The 16,178-nt window shown below is 60.2% G+C and carries 10 protein-coding genes; 3 read left to right on the top strand and 7 right to left on the bottom strand.

Features of this window, described 5'->3' with window-relative positions:
• Positions 1–98 precede the first annotated feature (98 nt).
• On the top strand, positions 99–2,621 hold the full coding sequence (locus FHT02_RS12385) for a response regulator (protein WP_184088020.1): 2,523 nt from the start codon (positions 99–101) through the stop codon (positions 2,619–2,621).
• 65 nt (positions 2,622–2,686) lie between these two features.
• Here FHT02_RS12385 and FHT02_RS12380 read toward each other — a convergent pair whose 3' ends face one another.
• The 5 genes from FHT02_RS12380 to FHT02_RS12360 form a co-directional block, all read right to left on the bottom strand.
• The gene (locus tag FHT02_RS12380) at positions 2,687–3,652 is read right to left on the bottom strand and encodes a 2-hydroxyacid dehydrogenase (RefSeq protein ID WP_184088018.1); all 966 of its coding nucleotides are present in this window, start codon (positions 3,650–3,652) and stop codon (positions 2,687–2,689) included.
• Positions 3,653–3,948: 296 nt separating this feature from the next.
• Positions 3,949–5,538 (bottom strand): TniQ family protein, encoded by a 1,590-nt coding sequence (locus FHT02_RS22235; RefSeq protein ID WP_425506437.1) that lies wholly within the window; start codon positions 5,536–5,538, stop codon positions 3,949–3,951.
• Positions 5,451–7,193, bottom strand: a complete 1,743-nt coding sequence (locus FHT02_RS22230) for a TniQ family protein (RefSeq protein ID WP_425506438.1) — start codon at positions 7,191–7,193, stop codon at positions 5,451–5,453. Before FHT02_RS22230 ends, FHT02_RS22235 begins: the two co-directional genes overlap by 88 nt.
• A gap of 109 nt (positions 7,194–7,302) precedes the next feature.
• Complete coding sequence (locus FHT02_RS12365) at positions 7,303–8,493, bottom strand: TniB family NTP-binding protein (RefSeq protein WP_184088012.1); 1,191 nt, start codon at positions 8,491–8,493, stop codon at positions 7,303–7,305.
• Positions 8,480–8,983, bottom strand: a complete 504-nt coding sequence (locus FHT02_RS12360) for a hypothetical protein (RefSeq protein WP_184088010.1) — start codon at positions 8,981–8,983, stop codon at positions 8,480–8,482. The genes FHT02_RS12365 and FHT02_RS12360 overlap by 14 nt, the downstream gene beginning before the upstream one ends.
• A gap of 2,272 nt (positions 8,984–11,255) precedes the next feature.
• Here FHT02_RS12360 and FHT02_RS12355 point away from each other — a divergent pair.
• Complete coding sequence (locus tag FHT02_RS12355) at positions 11,256–11,948, top strand: hypothetical protein (protein WP_184088008.1); 693 nt, start codon at positions 11,256–11,258, stop codon at positions 11,946–11,948.
• 411 nt (positions 11,949–12,359) lie between these two features.
• Here the strand turns inward: FHT02_RS12355 and FHT02_RS12350 are convergent, their stop codons facing one another.
• Positions 12,360–13,268: a LysR family transcriptional regulator gene (locus FHT02_RS12350; RefSeq protein WP_184088006.1), complete on the bottom strand. Its 909-nt coding sequence runs from the start codon at positions 13,266–13,268 to the stop codon at positions 12,360–12,362.
• On the opposite strand from FHT02_RS12350, the gene FHT02_RS12345 reads away from it, so the two are divergent.
• The gene (locus tag FHT02_RS12345; protein WP_425506436.1) at positions 13,261–14,340 is read left to right on the top strand and encodes a nitrilase-related carbon-nitrogen hydrolase; all 1,080 of its coding nucleotides are present in this window, start codon (positions 13,261–13,263) and stop codon (positions 14,338–14,340) included. The genes FHT02_RS12350 and FHT02_RS12345 overlap by 8 nt on opposite strands.
• Before the next feature lie 303 nt (positions 14,341–14,643).
• Here the strand turns inward: FHT02_RS12345 and FHT02_RS12340 are convergent, their stop codons facing one another.
• The gene (locus tag FHT02_RS12340; protein WP_184088002.1) at positions 14,644–15,876 is read right to left on the bottom strand and encodes a S41 family peptidase; all 1,233 of its coding nucleotides are present in this window, start codon (positions 15,874–15,876) and stop codon (positions 14,644–14,646) included.
• Positions 15,877–16,178: the final 302 nt, after the last annotated feature.

The raw sequence follows: 16,178 nt of genomic DNA, 5'->3' as shown, positions 1-16,178 counted from the left end.
AGCGGCTTGAAGTTAAAGCTTTTTCCACGGTAGCGCGGCATCAAGCATTTGCGCTGTGGGCTGCTGCTCGGCGCCGCAACTGGAAGTCCGCTCGCTCCATGCCGCAATCCGTTGATTTTGAAGCTGTCTTCGCCCGTTCCGCCAATCCTTATGTGCTTATGGACCTTCAGTTCACGCTGATGGCGATGAACGACGCCTATTGTCGCGCCACCGGCCGCACTCGCGAGGAACTGGTCGGCCGCAACATGTTCGAGGCATTCCCAAGTGATCCGAGGTCGGACAGCTACCGCCTGCTTCATGGCTCGCTCAATCGAGTGGCGGCAACGGGCGTGCCTGACCACCTGCCGCTCATCCGCTACGATATCCCCCTCGCCAGCGGTGGCGGATTCGAGGAGCGCTATTGGAGCGCCACGCACACGCCGGTGCCGAACCGCGCCGGCAACACGGCCTTCATCCTCCAGCACACGGTCGATGTGACCGAATTGCAGCGTCTGCGCGCGCTCGCCCGCGATTCGGGCTCGGCCAACAACTTGATCGAAGCGGGCATTGTTCAGCGTGCCGAGGCGGTTCAGCAGGACAATCTCCAGCTCGAACAAGAGCGTTCCTTCCTGCGGAGCCTTTTTGTTCAGACGCCGGGCTTCATTGCGGTCCTGAGCGGTCCGGATCACGTTTTCACTCTGGCCAACGATGCGTATCACCGCGTTGTCGGTCGCGAGAATGTCGTCGGCCAAAGTGTGCGCGAGGCGCTGCCCGAAGTGGTGGGGCAGGGCTTTATCGACTTGCTCGACCGAGTTTATCAAAAGGGGCAGCCGTTTGTCGGCCGCGACGTCCGGCTGCTCGTCGCCGATGCGGCGGACAAGATGGACGAGCGCTTCATCGACCTCATCTACCAGCCGATCCTCGACGCTGGCGGCGCCGTTACCGGTATCTTCGTTCAAGGCAACGACGTTACCGAACAGCACCAGACCTCCGAACAACTGCGCCGTCTCAACGAAACGCTCGAAGCCCGCATCGTCACGGCGATCGAGGAGCGCCGCCAAGCCGAGGTTGCGCTGCAACAGGCGCAAAAGATGGAATCGATCGGCAAGCTGACCGGCGGCGTCGCCCACGATTTCAATAATCTGCTCCAGGTCGTTTCGGGCAATCTGCAATTGCTCGCAAAGGACGTAGCCGGCAACGCGCGTGCTGAGCGTCGCGTAACCAACGCGCTCGCGGGGGTCAGCCGTGGCGCCAAGCTCGCCGCGCAGCTGCTGGCATTCGGCCGGCGCCAGCCGCTAGAGCCAAAGGTCGTGAACATCGGTCGCTTTGTCTACGGCATGGAGGATATGCTTCGGCGCGCGATCGGCGATGCCGTCGAGGTCGAGACGATCGTGTCCGGGGGCCTCTGGAACACCTTCGCCGACCCTAGTCAGGTCGAGAATGCGCTGCTTAACCTGGCGATCAACGCGCGCGACGCGATGAGCGGCGACGGCAAGCTTACTATCGAGGTCGGCAACGCGCATCTCGACGACAACTATGCCCGTACCCATGCCGAAGTGACGCCAGGGCAATATGTCATGCTTGCCGTAACCGACACCGGGTCGGGGATGACGCCCGAAGTTTTGGCGCAAGTCTTCGAGCCGTTCTTCTCGACTAAGCCGGAAGGTAAGGGTACGGGCCTTGGGCTGTCGATGGTGTATGGCTTCGTCAAACAGTCTGGCGGCCATGTGAAGATCTATTCGGAGGTCGGCCAGGGCACTACCGTCAAGCTTTACCTTCCCCGCGCGCTTCAGGCCGAAGAAGCCGGCGAGCCTATCGATACAGGACCGGTGGTCGGCGGCACCGAAACGATCCTGATCGCTGAAGATGACGACGAAGTCCGCGCCACCGCGATCGAATTGCTGAACGAACTCGGCTACCGCGTGCTGAAAGCGCGGGACGCCGCCGGGGCGCTCGCCATCGTCGAAAGCGGTGTGCCGATCGACTTGCTCTTCACCGACGTGGTGATGCCGGGCACGTTGAAAAGCCCCGAACTCGCCCGCATGACGCGTGAGCGCCACCCCGACATCGCCGTTCTCTTCACCTCGGGCTACACCGAGAATTCTATCGTTCATGCCGGACGCCTCGATGAAGGGGTCGACCTGCTGTCCAAGCCTTATACCCGCGAGATGCTCGCGCGGAAGGTGCGCTATGTGCTTGCCAATCAGCGCCAGCGCAGAGCCAATGTGCCGGATCAGAAACAGGCGCTTACCGCAATGCCCACGCCGCAATGTGCCCTGGCTGCGCTCAGCATCCTGCTGGTCGAGGATGATGCGTTGATCCGCGCCAACACGGCCGAACTGCTACAGCATCTTGGCCACACCGTTGTCGTAGCGGGTAGCGCCGAAGAAGCGACCACTGCGCTCCAGACGGTTCCGATCGACATTCTTTTCACCGATGTCGAGTTGCCCGGCGCGTCGGGGGCTAGCCTGGCAGCCCGCGCCCGCGAACTCCGCCCGTCGGTGGGCGTGGTGTTCGCGACCGGTAACGACCATGTCCCCGGCGTGGAAGAAGGCGCAGGCGTCGTCCTGCTTGCCAAGCCCTATGACGGCGCTGCCATTGCCGACGCATTGGCAACGGCGTTCAACCGAGTCATCGCCTGATCGCGTTCGCCGCTCCCGGGGCATCGCTCCGGAAGATATTGTCGTGCGAGGACTGGCTGCCGCGACTAGCCGGCAATCAGATGCGCTGTCTCCGGCACGCTCGTCACCGGTTTGCCATCCCGGAACCACTGCACCAAGTTGTCGGACAGCAACTGCCCCATGGCATTGCGCGTCTGAACCGATCCCGATCCGATATGGGGCAGCAGCACCAAGTTCGGCAGATCGAGTAGCGCCTGCGGCACGCGCGGCTCGTCGGCATAGACATCCAGTCCTGCGCTCAGGATCATGTCCGATTGCAGCGCTTCAATCAGGGCGGCCTCATCGACTACGCTGCCGCGTGCGACGTTGATCAGCACCCCGTCCGACCCCAGCGCCGCCAGCACCTCGCGGTCGATCAAGTGCCGGGTTTCCGCGCCGCCCGGAACGATCACCACCAGCACGTCGGATGCGTCGGCTAAACCCGTCACCGTGGGATGATAGTCGAACGGTACGTCCTGCCTGGTCCGCCCATGATAGGCGATCGCCACATCGAAGCCCTGCAAGCGGCGCGCCACTGCCTTCCCGATATTGCCCAACCCGACGATCCCGACCCGACGCCCGCGCAGGGTTGGCGACAAGGGGAACGCACCCTCCCGCCACTTTCCATCGCGCAGGAAACGCTCGGCCTGGGGAATTTGGCGCAGCGTCGAGAGCAGCAGCGCAACCGTCAGGTCCGCGACTTCCTCGTCCAGCACGCCAGGCGTGTTGGTGACCACCACCTCTCGCGCGGCGGCCGCGGCCACGTCGACATTGTCATAGCCTACGCCGAAACTCGCGATGATCTCCAAGGCTGGCAATCGCGCCAGGAAAGCATCGTCGATCCGCCCGTGATAGGTGCTGGTAGCGACGCCACGAATGCGGGCACCGACAGCCTTCAGGAAGGCGTCCGGATCGGGCTGCTCCCACAACTTGTGCAGCGTGAAGGCGGATTCCAGTTGCGCGACCACGATGGGCAGCAACGGCGCGGTCATCAGGATTTGGATGGGTTGCATGAGAGCGCCTTAGCGAAATGAGGGGTGGCAGAAGCCATTCACGGACAAAGCGGGCGCGGTTTGTCCCTCCACTTCTGATCTTTTCGGCCTGAGCGCCAAGAGCGTGAAAGTAGACCCGGATACGGTCCGGCCGGGCCTACTCCCACAGTTGTGCAGGAAACGATAATCCTGAAAATCTGATCACGCCTTTCCAATGGGTTAGGTCCGGTCTGCGGCTTATAAAGCTAAAAAGAGAAACGATAAATTTGGCAAAATCCTTCGAAAGGAGCTAATAACTTTAGTTCAAACCATGACCCTCACCGGTAGGGCGTTGCGAACACGGCCGTCACGTCTATTAAGATCGAGCCAAATCCTACCGAACCTTGCAGTCGAGCCGCTGGGCGCAGATCGCCTCCCAAAATTGCAGTTACCACCCGATGAAGAGGGCGATTGGTGGCTCGACTCGCTCTAACCAGCGGAAGGGTATTCGGGGGCGGTTCCACGGTAGACGGGGCACCCCGGGAACATTCTATGATCAGTTGGTCGAGAACCTCGACGTCGTAAAGCGGCACGACCAGCCCGGATATAGGAAGTAGGATCTTCTCGCGCCGAAGCTGCTTGAAGGTGTCGAGAGTGAGCCCAAGCCGGGCAGCAGCTGCAGGTGCTTTCACGGCCCGAGAAAGCAGAGCGCGGACTCTCTGCGCCTCTTCGACTGAGACCCGAGGTGGTCCGTGCGCACGTATCACGGTTGCGCCCAGACCAGCAGCGACCTGTTCTATACGTTCGCGCGCAAAGCCGGTTTCAAGTGCGAGCGACCAAACTGTGACCGCCGATTGCTGAACGTCGCTTATGAGCGGGTGCCGGGTCTTTGCTCCTGTAGCTGAGTAGTGGTTCGCGAGTTCAGATGCGAGAGCGGGAAACTGGGAACCGCCACCGTGTTGCAACCACCTGGTCAAACTTCCGTAGACGCGCTCAGGGCCGCCCTTGGACCCCCCGCTATTTCGCTCCCGGAGTTCGTCCAGCAGGTGCCAAAGTTCGTTGGGCCAGTTTGCCAGCGTTTCGAAGCCGGCGCTGCTTGCGGCCACGAGGTCGTCGACGGTGCAGCGTTCGACTGCAGACCACTCTCGGCCAAATAGCCTCGAGCGGCCGACCGCCTGCATAACCCGTCCGGCATCGTTCACAGGCAGATCATCAAGGAAGCGTCCACCTCCACCCGGTTCACCTGAAAGTCGACGGAACAGATAATTCTGGCCCGACAATGATGCGGTGGCAGTTGCACCGGGCTGTATCAGGTGACCGGCGCCACATCTGCGAGGGTCGATCTGCCTTCGGTTGCCACCAACTTTGCATGAGTTACAACAGTTTGTGAGAGCGACACTATGGATCGGACAGATCACAAGGTGGGGCACGTCCCAGAAGCCCCTTCGAAAGGGACGGCATAAGTCCGGTCCCTCCTTCGAATCGAGGTCTTCTTCGAGGCAGCGCGGGCACACCCGTCCAAATAGCGCTCCGGAGATTGAGTCACTCGACAGCTGTATGGAGCCGAGATGGAAGCCTTTGTCCGAGAGCGAGATCGAACTCGCTTCCAGACTTGTCCGATCAGCGCCACTCAATGACGACAGGATGTCGAGGCAACGGCCAAGCGATACTTCCCGTGCAAAGTTCAATCCGCGAACGCCAATCATCTCGGACAACTCGTATGCTTCGGAGCAGCCGTGTCGCAGCGCCATGCGGTTGTAGAGTCCGTATCCCGGCTCCAGCAGATTCGTTCGAACCCTGAGCGGGAGCGCAGAGAGGTATCCGCGGCTGCGCGCGCGCGTCACTGAGCGCCGCTCAACGCACGCGAGGCACCCTCTCTCCAGTAGATCACCTGTCGGCAGGAGGGAGGGCCAAATGCTGGCCGGCATCCCCTCGCTTCAAGATAGCTGGACAAAGCTCGGGTGGACATTTGAGCATCCCGCGCCAGTTCGGTAGCTGTCGCGAAAGTCGCGGCAAACGCGTCTATCGCGCCAGGTGTGATCCCCACGACCTCGTGGCGCCTCAAATGATGGTGCCGGACAAGCCACCGAACCGCTTCGTGATGTATGCCAAGACGGCGCGCCGCGCGCTCGATACTAACCGGCCGCGTAGATAGCGCCCGGAGGTCTGAAGTCTGCACCGCTATCCCGCCTAGCCCGGCGCGATCCGGATCCACACTGCAAGCTTTGATCTCGCCCTTTATGAGCGCTGCACACGCGAGCTCGAGAGGCACTCCGACCGCCTGGCACGCATTTGGCAAAGGTCGGGCTCCCGAGACAAGGACGCTTGTAGAGCATCCCGCAGCGCAGCTTTCGATCAGTCGCAGCACCCAGCCGGGTCCTGTCGAGCCAAAGGTTGCTCTGAGGCGACGCGCCTGCTGCCGGCCCACCCCTAAGTCGGCTTGCTCATGCTTCAGTGAAAAGCAAATCGTGCGCTTCTCCTGCGAAGCGATCTCTTCAATTTGAACCGGGTCCAAAGGAAATGCGACACCTCGTCTCGTTCCACTCGGCAGCGCACCAGCGTCCGCAACCAGCTGCCGCGCGCGCTTGTACCCGATCGCCAGCCTACCGGCTGCCGTTGTCATGTGGATCGTTCCACCACCGCGGAAATCGTACAGAGGCTCGCCGGCCGCTACGAACCCGCTTTGAATAGCGTGCTCACGAACCTCGCGCCGCACCTGCCGGTCAAGTTCGGTTCTCGGCGGGAATGTCGCCCATTCGGAATGGATCCACCCATATGCCCCGATGAGACCTCGTGGTCGAAGGTCTGTCCCCGTTCCTGCGGCCACCTCGTCCAATCGTCGCCTGAAACTGGCGGGCCAATTTGAGATGGCAGTCATGGCAGCTTCGCGTGCAGTCGCCCGCGTCACATCATCCGCTCGCGGGCGCGACAGACTCCACGGTTGAAGCAACGAGGTTCCAAGCCGTTCAACGGCCGGGAGAAGCTCTCGAAGCGGATCGCAGCCAAGGAGCGCTCGCGATTCGTCGCCGGCAAGCCGATCGCTGACGAACGTCTCCCAACTTGCCACCGAGGCCGGGATAGTCTCATCCGTCGCGAGGATGGCGCCGCAATGACAGCGATCGACTGCGGGACCGTGCCATCGCTGAGGCGCGCTGCAGCCATAGCAACGCTCGATTAATGCGCACGCGTGGTGCGAGCAGTTAAGATAGGAGCGAACCGCCCACTCCGGCCTCCACCACGCTGCTGACTCAATCGGCTCTCCGTTCTGTAGCGCGCGTGTGCGATCATCGAGCAGGCACGCTGGGCACCAACGTCGAAATGTCGGGCACCAGTCATCTAGCAGGAGCGCATGGCCCCTGACCCAAACCGTGCGCGTCTTGACGTCTGGGGCAAGCTCGCCTCCTGGCCACTTGTCTTCGCTAAACCCTGCAGCATTGCAAAGACGCTTTGACCCTCGGCCATTTAGCATGTCCGTGGCCGTCAAACCGAGGTTAGCGGCCAGTCTCAAAGAGCTTTGTAGCTTCAGTCGACATGCAAGCCGGAGGCCTAAGCCGAATGGCGGTTCCGTTGGCTTTAGTCGCACTCGAAGGGGCAGTTGCGCGAGGGCTTGTAGCCGCGGATCGCCTAAGGGGGCTCCCGATTTGTGTCCCGACACTTGCGACCTCCGGACGAGGAAGATGGCACGATCGATGCTAAGAGTAATCAGGTCGTAGCCTTGTGCGGCGCGATCTCGGCTGCAACAGTTTCTCCAATTCCTTACGTTCTCGCTCGACGCGGCCCATTAACTCCTGCCAAATCCTTGGAAGCTCCGTCGCGGCGCAATCCAGGGGATTTGAGGACGCGCCTGCCGAGGCCGCGTCCTCGAGCATCGACTGCTCATCCAGGAAGTTGGGAGTCCCTTCGACATCGTCGTCGGACGAGCGAAGACTCAGCAATTGATACGCCTCCGCAAGGCGCTCCTTCGAGATGCACTCCTCGCCTGCGTCAATCGCCCTTTGGCCCGCCTCGCTTAGCAGTCGTCGGATCAAGCCGATGCGGCCACCGTAAGAAGCAATGTATATTCTTCTCGCAATATCGTGCGTTTCGAAGCCCGAGGATCGGGGCAGGCCGATCAATCTCTCGAACTGCTTCAGCAGTTTGATGAAGAGAATGGTTTCGTTCTTCGTACCCCATAGATAGGGTCTTATTGTGATGGAACCGGAGGTTCTTCCAAGTATCTGTGCGTCTATTGTGAACAGCTTCTCCAATATCGGCAGGCCAGCGATCACAAAGTGACAACCCACCCGATTGATTAACTCCTTGAGGAAGCCAAGAAGGTCCATTGCGTCGTTAACATCGCAACTGTTTAGGAGATTGTGACCCTCATCGATAAAGACGATGTCGGTTTTGAACTCTCTTGCGTAGTAATCGATCATCTGGATTATTTTTGCACTGTCCCAGTAATCACGGGTGACATACCCGAACGCCATCAAAATGGCTGAAACGAAGGAACGTAGATCGACATTCGAAGGCACGCTCGCCGTAACGACGGGCCGGTAATCTGCGTCCTGGAGGGAATGGTCCACACCAGGCGGAAGGGCGCCGGTAGGGACGCCGTCCCTCCAGCTTAGCGAGGGGTAGTCTCCCATATAGTCTTCAAGTGCCCAAGACTTACCCACACGTGCATTCCCCAGCACGAGAGTAGCGCTGGACGGAATCTCGCGATGGATGCCGAGAGCTCGCGATCGTGCCCGCCTATGCAGTCCGCCGATCATCGCCTTCGCCGCCAGGTGAGAGGGGTGTTGAAGTACGGTCGTCTCCAGCCGGACGATGCCTTCCGGCAGTTCGCGGCACAGATTGTTCGGGCCTGTTGTGGCGGGTGCAAGTGGTTCACCAATCGTCATCCATCGACTCCGCTAAATCGACCATGTCATGCCAGCTTGTTCCTCGAGCGCTCTCGCCAGATGAGTTTGTTGGCGCGGGCATGGGTTGATCGTCCTGAGTCACTACGCGTCCGCTCGTCTCTGAGGAGGACGCGCTCAATGCATGATCTTGCGGTGCTGGAGTGTACTCCTCGACTGGCGCGATGGTGCCCGGCGGTGGAAGCACGGAAAAGAGCGTGTCTCCGTATAGCGGAACACAGATTGCCCCGCTGCAGGAGTAGCGTGCCGCAAGGCTGCCCGCGCGAACCGACTGATTGCTGTCGAACGTCGCCTTCAACTCGGCTTCGGCCTCCAGCTTCGCGTTGAGAATGTCCTCCACCGTGACCGTGGAGCTGCCCCTCGCAGCCGCGGCACGCCTTGCGCGGGCGACATGAACTTTGTGCTGATAGAGGCTGACCCCGACGGATATTTCTGGTTCGACGTTCGGCAGTACGATCCAGTCTCCGTTCATGTCGTCGTAGGCGCCACAAGTCTGAGACCATCAATGCTGTTCAGAAGCATCGGTCTGCCAGAGAGGCCGCCGGCTCGCTCTGGCGAGAAAAGCGGCTCGTCGGCTGTCGCCCAATGTCAGACGTTCGTCTATGCGCTTGAGGCAACTGGAAGCGGACGATCGTTCATCTGGCACATGAGCAGCACGAAACGGCCAATTGCACTGGGCGGCGACATCACTGATAATTCAGCCATGACAAGGCGACGCTCGGGATCATCGCTGCGGCAGCGGTGGAAGGCGGTCTGGGCAATTCACGTCCTCTTGCTCCTTCCTCCGTCGATGTTGGCCTATGCCGGCCTGCTGTGGGTCGGCGCCTCCGAACGAGGTTGGCGGACTCAAGTTGCCGCCGCTGCACTGATAGGCGCGTGGCTCCTCTTGGCTCTAGGCGTTTGGCGCACATGGACTAACCCTTACGCCGGCTGGTTGGCGACCAGGCTGCCACGAGCGGCACTCGTGGCAGGCGCTTTGGCTCTGTATGCAATCGCCATTGCATGGGGCGGGCGTATGTTGATTTAGTCCGCTTGCGCCCCATTCCCGGACGTCAATTCACACCTTGCTAGCGCCTCAGGTATAGATCATCTCAGGGAGGCAAAGATGAGGCAAGTGACAGTCAAATCTCTGAAATGGCATTATGCCATCATGGCTACTCTCACGGCAGTGCCGCTACTGCTACCCAGCATCTTGATGGTGATTGCGCCTGGAGTGCCTGACCTCAGGCCCAACGATTTCTGGCTGCTGATCGTAATTCCAACGCCACTGTTTATGATGTGGTTCTGCTTAACTATTGTTCCGATCTTCCGTCCACGCCGCCTAATCCTCACCGGAAATGGTGTAACTTTGGATACTCTTTGGAGGCGGCAGCATTGGACTTGGGATTGTGTCTCAGGCGTATGGCCATTGGGCGGGTACAAGCCTCAACTTGATGTTCATGTCGACGGGAGTAGCCCCAGACGCATCTTTTTAGGTTCTTACTGGCCCGGGGACACGGAGGGACTGGCAAAGGTGATCTCGGACTATCGGGCTTGCCGGGCTACTTTTCAGGCGTCGTGATTGCTTCGACAACGGCGACCGCTTCCGCCCCAATTTGCGACATTCAGACGAGCGAACAAGCTCATCAAAATGCGCCGTTCGTTCCGCTCGTTGCGCCCAACTCGCCGTCTTAGCCGGCCGTCCAGCACGGCACCGTCGCCTGCAGCAAGCCTCGCGTCCAAGCGGCAACCTCACCATCGTTGCTCGACAACGAGAGCGACGCCGGAGCACCGCTGGGCTGCGTCACCCACCCATAGCCGCGCACGGTATATTCAGTGCCGTCCAACACCGGTACACGAACTGATTTTCGGGACTTCGGAGCCTGGCGAATAGGGCCAATGCCGAAGCGGATCGGCAAGCGTTCGAGCCGCTCAAGCCAATCAATGATCGCTGGGCAAGCTGTCGAGTAGGCCCAATGTTCGTCCGGAGCTATGGTAAGATCGTGGCCAACTGACGTCCTGCGTAGCGCCCAATGGAAGTCTTGATCTCGGAACACAGTTACGACAGTCCACCCCATGCAGAACGGCTGTGTGGCCGTAACAATCACAATGCCAGAGTACAGGTGCGACATTTCAGTCTGAGGTGGAGGCTTTGCCGTCGCCGTGTCTAGGCGAGCTTGCATCGTTGCACACCGATCTTCCACAACCTTCTGCGGCGGGCTGGACAACGAGAATATAAGCAGAGCCAGTGATAGCGGCATGACAAACCTCCGGCAAACGCCGCTACACGCCGGCAGTATCAGCGACTAGCGAGATGCATTCACTTTCCGGAGATACCATTGTTTTCGGAGCGGCAGCTATCCTCCAATGCCACACAAAAGCGGACTGTCCGCAAGCGCCCACTAGCAGACGTCGCTACTCCGCTATAGCTAGTGAATGCCTTACGAAGACCGTAGTGCGGCCAAATGGGGATTGGCGACCACTATCCTGGTGTGGTTGCTGATGATCCTTGCCTTCATCGGCTGGGTCGCATGGGTTTTCCGCGACTGGGATTGACCGCCCTTCAACTCAGCGGGTCAGCCTTTTACCAACCCCAGACATTCCGGCCGGCTTACCGACCAACGTCCGCTTCCGGGGGCGATAGCGGACGGGCCGCTTTCCGCGCCGAGTGGCGGCACGCGACGGGGCCCGGCCAAACCCTCCCTGTTGCGACGAACTCTTGAAGCTCTACTGTTCATGATGTTGAACTTCTCCGGAGACATCACATGGCGACGTTAAATCGCATTGCTGCCTACGCGGCCATATGCACGGCGGTCGTGGCGTCAGTCCCCCTGGTTGCTCAGGATACCCTACCGTCTCGCGAAGCCGAGAAGGACCTCGCGGAGTACGCCGACTGCGTCGTCGGGCGGAAGGCTTATCGAAAGTCGGTTGCCGCCTTCCTGCGCGTCGTCCCGAACAGTGGCCCGTTCTTTCCGGCCAGCATGAAGGCGGCAGATATGACATGCTTGAACGATGCGGCTGTTCGTCGGAGAGCCTCCAAGTTGGAGATGCGCCTGCAGCCGTCCACCTTCCGGGGAGCCCTGTACCCGGCTCTATACCGCCGTGACTTCGGCAAGATTGGTCCGCCCGCAGACCTTACATCAGCGGCACCGATAGATGTGACCACTGAATTTGACGGTGACGTGATGACGCTATCGGAGGAGTACGGTTCTGGCCGTGCGTTTGGCGACTGCGTTGCCCGAAAAGCGCCGCAAGACTCTCATCTGATGCTCACCTCCCGACCTTGGTCTGCCAGCGAGGAGGCTGCGATCGAGAAGCTGAAGCCGGCACTTGCGAGCTGCCTCTTCGCCGATCAGACTGCACGTTTTAACCGCGAAGCGCTTCGTGCCTATTTAGGGGAAGCCACGTATAAGCTAGCTCTCGCAGCAGCTGGGCGCACGGCAAAAGAAGCTCGCTGAAGGATTCGAACGCGAGCTTCTCATGAACGACCTGTGAGGAGAGCCAGAACGTGCGGAAACGCGCCGTTCGCACTTATCGGTCGCGAGGTGAACATGGGGTAATCGCGGGAGCGAACGACCGCTTACAGGTTTCACTGCGTCAGTCTTAAACGGTCAGATTTGGGGCGGTAGCGGATGGACTGCTTCCAGCGTCCGCTTCGCTGGCTCGGAACGTCGCAACCTGGTGAATAGCGGGCTGGCTGGCTCAAGGTTCTAGATTGTTGTTTCCTGCCTCTCGCTCAGTTGCAGCTACCGTGCGCACACTACCGCGTCGCATCATCAAGACACGGGTTAGGACCTCAACAGGTCAGAGAGTCTGCCCACCGTTCCAGCCCATTTCAGGCGGTCGAGTCGGAGAGCATCAGGTAGCGACTAAACCTGGAGCAGAGGGATCTTGAGATCTCCGGTATCAGGCTCAGCCCAAGCCCGGATTATTTCAATCGCACGCGCCAGTGCGCCGGTGTTACGCGCTGGCATCCAGGCGGCACCCACTCGCCAGACTGCGTCGCTACCAGGTAGCAGGAACAACTTGAGCCTTCCCGGAAGCAGAGCTCTGGAGCTCGCCGGTACGATCGCGCACCCCAAGCCAGCCGCGACGAGTGCAAGCACCGTCTGAATATCATCTGCTTGCTGGCCTATCCGTGGATGGAAGGAATTAGCGTGGCACCAGGTCCGGATCTGACCTGCAAGACCAGGCCCTCGTGCATCACGTAGCGCGATGAACTCTCGACTCTGCAGCTGGTGCGGACGATCGTCATCCTCAAGCTGGAGGTCCGCCGGAACAGCAATGGCCAACTGATCGGTCGCAAGCGGGAAGGAGGCGAGGTCGTCCGAAACGGGAAACCTGACGAAGCCTAAATCCAGTTCATCCCGACGGATAAGGTCGATCATCTCCCGTGACGAAAAGTCGTCCATCGTCACCGCGACGTTGGGAGCAACAGAGCGGCACCTGTTGATGATGCGCGGAGCGAGGGTGATTGTTGAAAGCCCGAACCCGACTGCGAGCGTTCCGGTCTCTCCTGCGGCTGTGCGTCGAGCCTCGAGGAGGAATCCTTCTGCTTCGCGCAGCAGTCGTTGTGCGCTTGGGAGTAGCTGCCGCCCAAGTTGCGTCAGGACAACGGGCTGCCGGCCCCGATCAAAGAGCAGGCCCCCGAGCGTGTGTTCCAACCCGCGGATCCGTTTGGTCAATCCTGGCTGTGTGATGTGCAGATGCTCCGCCGCACGGCCGAAGTTGCCATGATCCGCGAGGGTGCAGAAGGCTCGGAGACGCTCAATGTCCATTCCCGGCAGTTATCACATCCCTTCCAACCTTTCATTGGAGTTACTGCGCAAGATTCGTGATCATCGGGCTCAAAGGAGTACGTCAATGAGCAGAAGCTTCCGCGTGGCCACCGTCCAGTTTCAGCACCGGGCTGGAGACAAGGACCACAATCTAGGTCGGATTGAGCACTTTGCCGAAGCTGCCGCCGCCGCAGGAGCGCAGATTGCGTGCCTGCCGGAGATGTGCATCAGTGGCTACTGGCACTTGCCCCGGCTGGATCGGGGCGGACTCTACGAGCTCGCCGAACCGGTGGATGGGCCAAGCGTCTCGAGAGTGGCGACGCTCGCAGAAAATTTGGGGATCGGCATTGGCGTCGGCTGGCTGGAGCGCGACGCGCACGACAGGCTCTACAACGCCTACCGCCTTTGCCTGCCAAATGGCGGGGGGCATACCCATCGCAAGCTCCATGCCTTCGAGCATCCGCTTATCTCCTCCGGTCAGGACTACACCGTGTTCGACACTCCATGGGGTGTGCGCATGAGTATCCTCATCTGCTGGGACAACAACCTTGTCGAGAACCCCCGCGTAGCCGCGCTTCGCGGTGCCGAGGTGCTATTAGCCCCGCATCAGACCGGCGGCACCAAGTCGCTCAGTCCCAAGGGCATGAAGCACATCCCCCTGAGATACTGGGAAGAACGCGGGCAGAATCCCGAACGTCTAAGGCGTGAGTTCCAAGGCCCGAACGGTCGGGGCTGGTTGATGCGGTGGCTCCCCGCGCGAGCTCATGACAACGGGCTCTTCATCGTCTTCAGCAATGGTGTCGGGCGCGACGAGGACGAATTGAGAACTGGCAATGCCATGATTCTCGATCCGTACGGAGACGTACTCTCCGAGTCGAACTCTATAGGGGACGATATAGTGACGGCCGATCTCGACATAGAGGAGGTGGCAACTAGCAGCGGTCGCAGATGGATGTGCGGGCGCCGACCCAACCTCTACGGATCGCTCGCGCAGCGCCTGGGAACGGAGCTCTCGCCTCACGCCACGCGTTTTGGACTTTCGAGGGTCGGAGACGTCGAGTTTCCAATTTGATCATGCATCGTCTGCTAGCCCTTGATGAGCCAGCCGCTTTAGAAGCAGTTACCGCATGATGTTACCGAGGCCGCCGCTTGGCTTTCGCCGATGCGAACCGGAATCAGAAGCGGAATAAGCGGCGGGTTTGGAGAAGCGGGGCTGAAAGCTCGAATGTCGCATCTTGGGCGGTTGCGAACTGGTGGCTTGCTGCGCCCGGTGTGCCGCAACTTCGAATCGCCTAGCGGAGCCAGCTCCCGCACCGCTGCCAGAGAATCTCGTAATAGATCGGCCGTTCGGCTCAGACACCATGATGGCGCGTGATCACTGGCGGATCGCTGCGAGCACTGGATCATGCGCCCCGTCACCCTCGGCTTGTCTGATGAAGATCTGAGGGTGGTATGCTTCCCGTGGGAGGCCCGTGACTGTGAATAGCTGTTCGGTGCCTATGTCGACCTTGGCGGCCGAGCCTACGATCGTCTCGTTGCTCAGGGCTCCTAACAGATGGGCAAGGTCGCTCCCGAGCGTCGTGGCCCCGATCGCGTCGAACCCGATCATCATTCCCTCGCCCATGCTACCGGTCCAGCGCCCCCCCGCCACATACACCTTGCCAGAGTAGCGCAGGCCAAAGGGTGCCACGAACTCCATAAACTTGCGCGTTGGTCCAAGCACCCGCGTCTCGTATGGCACAACGTGCACCTGGTAGGGCCGATCGTGGTCAACGAAATGCCCCAAGATGCCCCGGGCTACGCTGGTATTGCCGCCGCTTGGCGTATTGCGCAGATCAATCAGTAGGTTGGGTGCGTCCTGAACGGAGGCTAAAGCCTCAGAAAACTTCGTAACTAGTGCCTGCTCACCGAGCGAATTGTTGATGCGGATGATGCCGAGCGCTCCTTGGCGCTCGACGCTCAGAAGTGGACCATCTTGGACGCGTTTGGCCTGATCTGCAGTTGGCGCTAATGTAAAGGATCTTCGCCGACTGCCGTCGATCACCTCCACCGTGCGAGATCGCCGGCGATGCCCTGCCAAAGCTATGTTGAAGGCGAAATTCACCTGAAGGGAAGTCAGTGCCTTAAGCGAACGCCCGGTGATTTCCTCGACGGCGGCGCGAGGCGGCTGCCCATCGATCGTCAACACCGTCATGCCAACTCGCATTCCCCTTATCAAGGCGTCGCTCTCTGCTCGAACCTGTTCAATCCGGAATCGGGAGCCATCGTAAACGCCGAACAGGTCCGACGCCGTAGGAATGATCGCCCAGTCGTCGCTATCGAAAGGACCTACAATGAAGTGCGGGTCGGCGAAGTTGTGCGAGACGAGCTGGAGGATATCGATGAACTCTTTGTCTGAACGCGCAGCCTTCGCACGCGGCTCGAACGCGGAGAGAATGGCCTTTCCGTCAACTCCCGGTCGGTCGAAATAACCGTATTGCTCCTGTAGCAACCTTTCGAAGGAGACCCAGGCAGTCGGCGCATCGAAGATCGGAGCGGACGATCCAGTCACCTGCGCCCTGGTCGGCGTAGCCGACGCCAGCAGGAATGCCCCGATTGGGATGATCAAGTACCTGCCTCTCATCCGCACTCTCATCCATCAGGAGGAGCACGCTTGCAATCGCGGAAGGGGTGACTGCTTTGAGGTGCAGCCAGAAACTCGTTCAACGGCGAGAACTGGGGCGCTTGCCGACAGTCTGCTTCTGGGCGCGGGAGCAGAGAAGCGGACCTTAAGCCGGCGCCGGATGGAATGTCTGTTATCGTGCATGTCGTCCCAAAAGATGGTGTATCGCGGCGGCTGCGTTTCGAAAGCAGATGGAATGGCAGCCCCTTCACGTACGATGCCTGGATCGGGGTCGAACCTGACCTCGT

It is taken from the genome of Sphingomonas xinjiangensis, from assembly GCF_014199255.1.
In the GTDB taxonomy this organism is placed as follows: Bacteria; Pseudomonadota; Alphaproteobacteria; order Sphingomonadales; family Sphingomonadaceae; genus Sphingomonas; species Sphingomonas xinjiangensis.
This window is presented reverse-complemented; position numbering and strand designations above follow the sequence as displayed.

What these genes read in the sequence shown, in the direction of transcription:
- FHT02_RS12355 (WP_184088008.1), top strand. Translation starts at nt 11,256, where the DNA reads ATGGCGACGTTAAATCGCATTGCTGCCTACGCGGCCATATGCACGGCG.
- FHT02_RS12385 (WP_184088020.1), top strand. Translation starts at nt 99, where the DNA reads ATGCCGCAATCCGTTGATTTTGAAGCTGTCTTCGCCCGTTCCGCCAAT.
- FHT02_RS12365 (WP_184088012.1), bottom strand. Translation starts at nt 8,493, where the DNA reads ATGACGATTGGTGAACCACTTGCACCCGCCACAACAGGCCCGAACAAT.
- FHT02_RS12345 (WP_425506436.1), top strand. Translation starts at nt 13,261, where the DNA reads ATGTCCATTCCCGGCAGTTATCACATCCCTTCCAACCTTTCATTGGAG.
- FHT02_RS22235 (WP_425506437.1), bottom strand. Translation starts at nt 5,538, where the DNA reads ATGCCGGCCAGCATTTGGCCCTCCCTCCTGCCGACAGGTGATCTACTG.
- FHT02_RS12350 (WP_184088006.1), bottom strand. Translation starts at nt 13,268, where the DNA reads ATGGACATTGAGCGTCTCCGAGCCTTCTGCACCCTCGCGGATCATGGC.
- FHT02_RS12380 (WP_184088018.1), bottom strand. Translation starts at nt 3,652, where the DNA reads ATGCAACCCATCCAAATCCTGATGACCGCGCCGTTGCTGCCCATCGTG.
- FHT02_RS12360 (WP_184088010.1), bottom strand. Translation starts at nt 8,983, where the DNA reads ATGAACGGAGACTGGATCGTACTGCCGAACGTCGAACCAGAAATATCC.